This is a genomic window from Actinomadura sp. NPDC000929 (assembly GCF_040492065.1).
Lineage (GTDB): Bacteria > Actinomycetota > Actinomycetes > Streptosporangiales > Streptosporangiaceae > Spirillospora > Spirillospora verrucosospora.
This window is the reverse complement of the sequence record NZ_JBEUPA010000116.1, coordinates 22246-29747: the sequence shown is the minus strand read 5'-3', so window position 1 is coordinate 29747 and position 7502 is coordinate 22246. Positions and strand designations below refer to the sequence as shown.

6 protein-coding genes are annotated in these 7502 nt (G+C 70.3%); all 6 read left to right on the top strand.

Annotated features, from left to right (window positions below; translation table 11 throughout):
• The coding region (locus ABWI04_RS30915; RefSeq protein WP_353834644.1) for a cellulose-binding domain-containing protein at positions 1-428 on the top strand (428 nt) is incomplete at its 5' end.
• A 314-nt stretch (positions 429-742) separates the two neighbouring features.
• Positions 743-2026: an ABC transporter substrate-binding protein gene (locus ABWI04_RS30910; RefSeq protein ID WP_353834643.1), complete on the top strand. Its 1284-nt coding sequence runs from the start codon at positions 743-745 to the stop codon at positions 2024-2026.
• Positions 2023-2937, top strand: a complete 915-nt coding sequence (locus ABWI04_RS30905) for a carbohydrate ABC transporter permease (protein ID WP_353834642.1) — start codon at positions 2023-2025, stop codon at positions 2935-2937. The genes ABWI04_RS30910 and ABWI04_RS30905 overlap by 4 nt, the downstream gene beginning before the upstream one ends.
• Positions 2934-3827: a carbohydrate ABC transporter permease gene (locus ABWI04_RS30900; protein ID WP_345177588.1), complete on the top strand. Its 894-nt coding sequence runs from the start codon at positions 2934-2936 to the stop codon at positions 3825-3827. Before ABWI04_RS30905 ends, ABWI04_RS30900 begins: the two co-directional genes overlap by 4 nt.
• Positions 3827-6118 (top strand): alpha-xylosidase, encoded by a 2292-nt coding sequence (yicI, locus tag ABWI04_RS30895; RefSeq protein WP_353834641.1) that lies wholly within the window; start codon positions 3827-3829, stop codon positions 6116-6118. Before ABWI04_RS30900 ends, yicI begins: the two co-directional genes overlap by 1 nt.
• On the top strand, positions 6118-7482 hold the full coding sequence (locus tag ABWI04_RS30890; protein WP_345177583.1) for a GH1 family beta-glucosidase: 1365 nt from the start codon (positions 6118-6120) through the stop codon (positions 7480-7482). Before yicI ends, ABWI04_RS30890 begins: the two co-directional genes overlap by 1 nt.
• The last annotated feature ends 20 nt before the right edge of the window (positions 7483-7502 follow it).

Sequence of the window (7502 nt, the reverse complement as noted above, 5' to 3'; positions counted from 1 at the left end):
CGCTGACCGCGCTGGCCGCGCTGCTGGCCGCCCTGGCGCCCGGCTCCTCTGACCGGGCCGGTGCGAGACCGCCGTCGACGCCCCCGGCGGACCGGACGACGGCCGCGGCGACCGCGTGCTCGGTGTCCTACCGCGTCGACGGGACGTGGCCGCGGGGCTTCCAGGCCACCGTCCGCATCACCAACCTCGGAGACGGCGCGATCGACGGCTGGACCCTGGGCTTCGCCTTCCCGGACGGCCAGTCGATCACCCAGCTGTGGAACGGCAGCAGGTCGCAGGACGGTACGTCCGTCACGGTGACGGCGGCGGAGTGGAACCGGTCGATCCCGCCGCACGGGACAGCCGAGTTCGGCTTCCTCGGGAGTCAGGACGGCGCCAACGGAACCCCCTCGCGATTCACCCTGAACGGCGCCGAGTGCCGTAACTGAGCAGTGTTCATTGCATTTCTCTCCCCCTTCGGGCCTGGCGGCCCTCCACCGTCGACAGACGCGGCGATCGCTGGCATCGCTCCGTCTCGCCTGGCGGCTCGCGGCGCGATCAGGTCCTCGCTCCGCTCGAACCTGCCTTCGAACGCGATCGCCCTCCGCGCTATGGGAGCGCTCCCAGGTCGTCGGCGCAGGTCAGTGGGCTCGTAGCCGAATTGGTGTAGGTCGTCCTATTGTGTCGCGGCCGAGCGAGGGCTTAGCATCCCCGCAATCGAAGCGCTTCGACAGGCGCTCGGTCCCACCCCGGAGGAAGACCCATGATCAAGGCAGGCAGGAGCGCGGCGGTGCTCGCCGCCCTTGCCGCGGCGGCGCTGTCGCTCACCGCGTGCGGCGGCGACGACGGCGGCTCCGGCGGCAAGGAGCTGAAGCTCTGGCACTACGAGGCCCCGGACAGCGCCATGGGCAAGGCGTGGGACGAGGCGGTCAAGGAGTTCGAGGCCACCCACCCGGGCGTCAAGGTGAAGTTCGAGGAGAAGGGCTTCGAGCAGATCCAGAAGACCGCGCCCATGGTGCTCAACTCCAAGGACGCCCCCGACGTCATGGAGTACAACAAGGGCAACGCGACCGCCGGCCTGCTCTCCAGGCAGGGTCTGCTCACCGATCTCACCCCCGAGGTCACCAAGCGGGGCTGGGACAAGCTGGTCAGCCCGAACGTCCAGGTCACCGCCAAGTACGACGCCAAGGGCACGATGGGCGGCGACAAATGGTACGGCGTTCCGGACTATGCGGAGTACGTGCAGGTCTACTACAACAAGGACCTGTTCAAGAAGAACGACGTCGAGATCCCGACGACGTTCGCCGAGCTGACCGCCGCGATGGACGAGTTCGTCGCGAAGGGCGTCACGCCGATGACCAACGCGGGCGCCGAGTACATGGCGCACCAGTTCGTCTACCAGCTCGCCCTGGACAAGGCCGACCGCGCCTGGGTGGACGCCTTCCAGCGCTACACCGGCAAGACGAACTTCAACGACGCCGCCTGGACCTACGGGGCGACCACCTTCGCCGACTGGGTGAAGAAGGGCTACATCGCCAAGAACTCCGTCAGCCTCAAGGCGGAGGACGCGGGCGTCGCGTTCATGAGCGGCAAGTTCCCCATGATGTTCTCCGGGAGCTGGTGGTTCGGCCGGGTCGCCGCTGAGGCGAAGTTCGACTGGGAGACCGCCGTCTGGCCCGGCGCCAAGATGACGCTCGGCTCGGGCGGCAACCTCTGGGTCGTCCCCAAGGGGTCGGAGAACAAGCAGCTCGCCTACGACTTCATCGACATCACGATGAAGAAGCAGGCGCAGACCACCCTCGGCAACGCGGGCGGCGTGCCGGTCGCCGCGGACCCGGCCGCCATCACCGACGCCAAGGCCAAGAAGCTCATCGCCGACTTCGACGGGCTGTCCCGCTCCGACGGGCTCGCCTACTACCCGGACTGGCCGGTCGCCGGCTTCTACGACGCCTGGGTGGCGCAGACGCAGAAGCTCATGAACGGCGCGGCGCCGGGCGAGGTCCTCGGCGGCATCCAGAAGACCTACGACGGCGGCCTGCCGAAGTGACGACGCCAGGCCGCGGCCGGTCGCGGGAGCAGTGGGGCTACGTGCCCTACCTGCTCCCCGGCCTGCTCCTGTTCACCGCCGTCATCGGGGTGCCGTTCCTGATGAACATCGGGACGAGCTTCACCGAGTGGACGGGCGTCGGCACCCCGGAGTGGATCGGGCTCGGCAACTACCGCGAGCTCGTGAAGGACGGGGAGTTCTGGGCCTCGTTCCGGCACAACGTCCTGATCATCGTCGGGATGGCGATCGTCCCGACGCTGATCGGCCTGGTGCTGGCCGCGGCCCTGACCGACCTGGTCGACCGGCACTTCGGGCCGCGCACCGCGAGCGCCCTGCGCGCCTGCGTCTACCTGCCGCAGGTGCTGCCGGTCGTCATCGCGGGCGTGGTGTGGAGCTGGCTGCTGGCCCCGGAGAACGGTGCGGTCAACGCGTTCCTGGACGCCGTGGGCCTCGGCTCCCTCGCGCACGACTGGCTCGGCGACCCGGCCACCGCCCTGTGGAGCGTCGTCGGCGTCATGGTCTGGATGCAGATCGGCTTCCCGCTGGTGATCTTCATGTCGGGACTGCAGCGGGTGGACCCCTCGCTGTACGAGGCGGCCGAGATCGACGGCGCCTCGTGGGGCCGCCGGTTCCGGCACATCACGGTCCCGCAGATCCGGCCGGAGATCTTCGTCGTGCTGCTGTGGACGACGATCGCCGCGCTGAAGGCCTTCCCGCAGATCTTCGTGCTGACCAAGGGCGGCCCGGGCGGGGCGACGAACGTGCCGTCCTACTACTCCTGGGTCAACTTCTTCGAGAAGTCCGACGTCGGCTACGGCTCGGCGATCGCGACCGTGCTGACGCTGGTCATCGTCGCGCTGACCGTCGTCTTCCTGCGCCTGCAGGGCCGTGACCTGGGGGAGGGGCGATGACCGCGACGCTGACGAGGAAGACGGGCGCGCCGCCGCGCGACCGGCGGGGCGCGCCCCGCCGGGCCCGCCGCCGCGGCCCGTCCGCCTACGCGGTGCTGGTGGCGCTGGTCGCGCTCGCGGGCGTGATGCTGATCCCGTTCGTCGTGGTGGTCTTCAACGCGCTGAAGACGCCGCAGGAGTACTCGTCGAGCGGCCCGCTGTCCCCTCCCGACGGGTTCCACCTGGACGGGGTGCGGCAGTTCTGGGAGCGCGTCGACTTCGGGCACGTCCTGCTGAACAGCGCGGTCATCAGCGGCTCCGTCGCCGTCCTCGCCGTGCTGCTGTCGGTGCTCAACGCCTACGCGCTCGGCATCGGCCGGATCAAGGGGCGGATGTGGGTGCTGGCCGTGCTGCTGCTGGCCAACACGCTGCCGCAGGAGGCGCTCGTCTACCCGCTGTACTACATGTCGAAGCAGGTCGGCCTGTACGACACCCGGATCAGCGTGATCATCGTGTTCACGGTCATCCAGAGCGCGTTCGGCACGTACCTGCTGTCGTCGGTGATGGCGGCGTTCCCGCGCCCGCTGCTGGAGGCGGCGCGGATCGACGGCGCCGGCCGGTGGCAGGTGCTGTGGCGGGTCGTCGTCCCGGTCGTCCGGCCGACCATGTCGGTCCTGCTCGTGTTCTTCTTCGTGTGGACCTGGAACGAGTTCCTGATCCCCATGGTCTTCCTCATCTCCAACGAGAACCAGACGGTCTCGGTCGCCCTCGGCGTGCTGCAGGGGCAGCGCCTCATGGACGCCACCATGTCCAGCGCCGCGTCGCTCCTCGGCCTCCTGCCGACCGTCGCGTTCTTCCTCATCTTCCAGCGCACCCTTGCGCGCGGACTCACGGCGGGGGCTGTCAAGTAATGAAGTTCAGCGACGGCTACTGGATGCTGCGCGAAGGTGTGCGGGCGTCGCATCCGGTGGAGGTCCTCGACGTGGACGCCGGGCCGGGCACGTTCACGGTGCACGCGCCGGTGCAGCGGATCCGGCACCGGGGCGACCTGCTCAAGGGGCCGGTGGTGACGGTGACGTGCGAGTCGCCGATGCCGGACGTCATCGGCGTCACCCTCACCCACTTCGCGGGGGAGAGGCGCCGCGGCCCGGACTTCGAGCTGGCCGCCGACCCCACGGGGGAGGTGTCCGTGGACGAGGAGGCGGCGACGCTGACGTCGGGCGCCCTGTCGGTCCGGGTCGGGCGTAAGGGGGAGTGGGGCGTCGACTTCCTCGCGGACGGGCGCCGCCTGACCGGGAGCGCGCCCAAGGCGCAGGCCGTCATCGACACCGACGACGGCCGCCACTACGTGCGGGAGCAGCTCGACCTGGGCGTCGACCACTTCGTCTACGGGCTCGGGGAACGGTTCGGGCCGCTGGTGAAGAACGGCCAGGCCGTGGACGTGTGGAACGCCGACGGCGGGACGGCGAGCGAGCAGGCGTACAAGAACGTGCCGTTCTACCTGACCAACGCGGGGTACGGCGTCTTCGTCGACCATCCCGGGCGGGTCTCGTTCGAGGTGGCGTCGGAGGCCGTCGCCCGGACGCAGTTCAGCGTCGAGGGCCAGTCGATGCGCTACTTCGTCATCTACGGGCCGTCGCCGAAGGAGATCCTCCGCAAGTACACGGCGCTCACCGGACGGCCCGCGCGGCTGCCCGACTGGTCGTTCGGGCTGTGGCTGTCGACCTCGTTCACGACCTCCTACGACGAGGACACCGTCACCTCGTTCATCGAGGGGATGGCGTCGCGCGACCTGCCGCTCAGCGTCTTCCACTTCGACTGCTTCTGGATGCGCGAGTTCCAGTGGTGCGATTTCGAGTGGGACCCGCGGGTGTTCCCCGACCCGGAGGGGATGCTGCGCCGGCTGCGGGACCGCGGCCTGCGGATCTGCGTCTGGATCAACCCCTACATCGGGCAGCGCTCGCCGCTGTTCGAGGAGGGGCGCTCGCGCGGCTACCTGCTGGTGCGGCCGGACGGGGACGTATGGCAGTGGGACAAGTGGCAGCCCGGCCTGGCCGTCGTCGACTTCACCAACCCCGAGGCGCGGGACTGGTACGCGGGGAAGCTGGAGGCGCTGCTCGACATGGGCGTCGACTGCTTCAAGACCGACTTCGGCGAGCGCATCCCCACCGACGTCGTCTACCACGACGGATCCGACCCGGAGCGGGCGCACAACTACTACACCTATCTCTACAACCAGACCGTCTTCGACCTGCTCCGCAAGAAGCGCGGCGAGGGTGAGGCGGTGGTGTTCGCCCGGTCCGCCACGACCGGCGGGCAGCGTTTCCCGGTGCACTGGGGCGGCGACGCCGAGTCGACGTTCGAGGCGATGGGGGAGAGCCTTCGCGGCGGCCTCTCCCTGGGCATGTCGGGGTTCGGCTACTGGAGCCACGACATCGGCGGCTTCGAGGGGACGCCCGATCCGGCGCTGTTCAAGCGGTGGATCGCGTTCGGGCTGCTGTCCTCGCACAGCCGCCTGCACGGCAGCCATTCCTACCGGGTGCCGTGGCTGTTCGACGAGGAGTCGGTGGACGTCCTGCGGCACTTCACCCGCCTGAAGATGCGGCTGATGCCCTACCTGGCCGGCGCGGCCCGCCAGGCGCACGGGGAAGGGCTGCCGATGATGCGCGCGATGGTCGTCGACTTCCCGGGCGACCCCGCCTGCACGCATCTGGAACGGCAGTACATGCTCGGCGACGATCTGCTCGTCGCGCCGGTGTTCTCCTCCGGAGGGGAGGTCGCCTACTACGTGCCGGAAGGTGTGTGGACCCACTACCTCACCGGCGAGCGGGTCGAGGGCGGCCGCTGGGTCCGCGAACGGCACGGGTTCGACAGCGTGCCGCTGCTCGTCCGTCCGGGTGCGGTCTTTCCCGAGGGAGCGGTGGACGACCGTCCCGACTACGACCATGCTGACGGCGTCACGTTGCGCGTCTACGAGCCCGCCGACGGGGCCACCGTCGTCACCCAGGTCGGCGACACCGTTTTCACCACGGTGAGAAACGGTGAAAACCTGCGCGTGACCGGCGAGGGGACATGGAACGTCCTTCTCGTCAACGCGCGCGTGGCCGCGGTCGAGGGCGGAGAGCCGTCGGACCATCCGCACGGCGTCCTCGTCAGGGCGACCGGTGGCGAAGTGGTCGTCACCATGGAAGAGGAGAGCTGATGGGGTTCCCGGAAGGGTTCCTGTGGGGAGCGGCCACCGCCGCCTACCAGATCGAGGGCGCGGCCCAGGAGGACGGCCGCGCGCCGTCCATCTGGGACACGTTCAGCCACACCCCCGGCAAGGTCCTGAACGGCGACACCGGCGACGTCGCCACGGACCACTACCACCGCTGGGAGGAGGACGTCGCGACGATGGCCGAGCTCGGCATCGGCGCCTACCGGTTCTCCCTCTCATGGTCGCGGGTCCTGCCGGACGGGAGGCCCAGCCCGAAGGGCATGGACTTCTACTCCCGCCTGGTCGACGCGCTGCTCGACCACGGCATCGCCCCCGTCGCGACGCTCTACCACTGGGACCTGCCGCAGTCCCTGGAGGACGCCGGCGGCTGGCCGGACCGCGACACGCCCCGCCGGTTCGCCGACTACGCCGAGCGCGTCGGGCGCGTCCTCGGCGACCGCGTCCACACCTGGACCACGCTGAACGAGCCGTGGTGCTCGGCGTTCCTCGGCTACGCGTCCGGCGTGCACGCCCCCGGCCGCGCCGACCCGGTCGCCGCGCTGACCGCCGCGCACCATCTGAACCTCGCGCACGGCCTGGCGGTCCGCGCGCTGCGCGGCGTGGTGTCGCCGTCCGCGCGGCACTCGGTCACGCTGAACCTGCACCACCTGCGCGGCGACGCGGAGGCGGTCCGCCGGGTGGACGCCGTCGCCAACCGCGTGTTCCTCGACCCGATGCTGGGCAGGGGCTACCCCGCCGACCTGCTGGAGGACACGGCGTCCCTCACCGACTGGGGCTTCCTGCGCGACGGGGACGCGGACATCATCGCCGCGCCGCTCGACGTGCTGGGCGTCAACTACTACTCGCCCACCCTCGTCCGGGACTGGGACGGCGCCGCGCCGCGCGCCCACGCGGACGGCCATCGCAGGGGCGCGGCCAGCCCGTTCGTCGGCTGCGACGCCGTCGAGTTCGCCGAACAGCCCGGCCCCTCCACCGAGATGGGCTGGCCGATCGACGCGACCGGCATGGAGGAGCTCCTCCTGCGGCTGCACCGCGAGTACCCGGACACGCCGCTGATGGTCACCGAGAACGGCGCCGCGTTCGACGACGCGGTCGACGGGGACGGCCGCGTCCGGGACGACCGCCGCATCGCCTACCTGCGCGACCACATCGCCGCGGTCGAGAGGGCGTGCAAGGCGGGCGCCGACGTCCGCGGCTACTTCGCCTGGTCGCTGCTGGACAACTTCGAGTGGGCCTACGGCTACTCCAAGCGCTTCGGCCTCGTCCACGTCGACTACGCCACCGGCGACCGCACCTGGAAGGACAGCGCCCACTGGTACCGCGACGCCATCGCCCGCCGCCCCTCGTGAGGCCCGCGCGCGGGGTTACG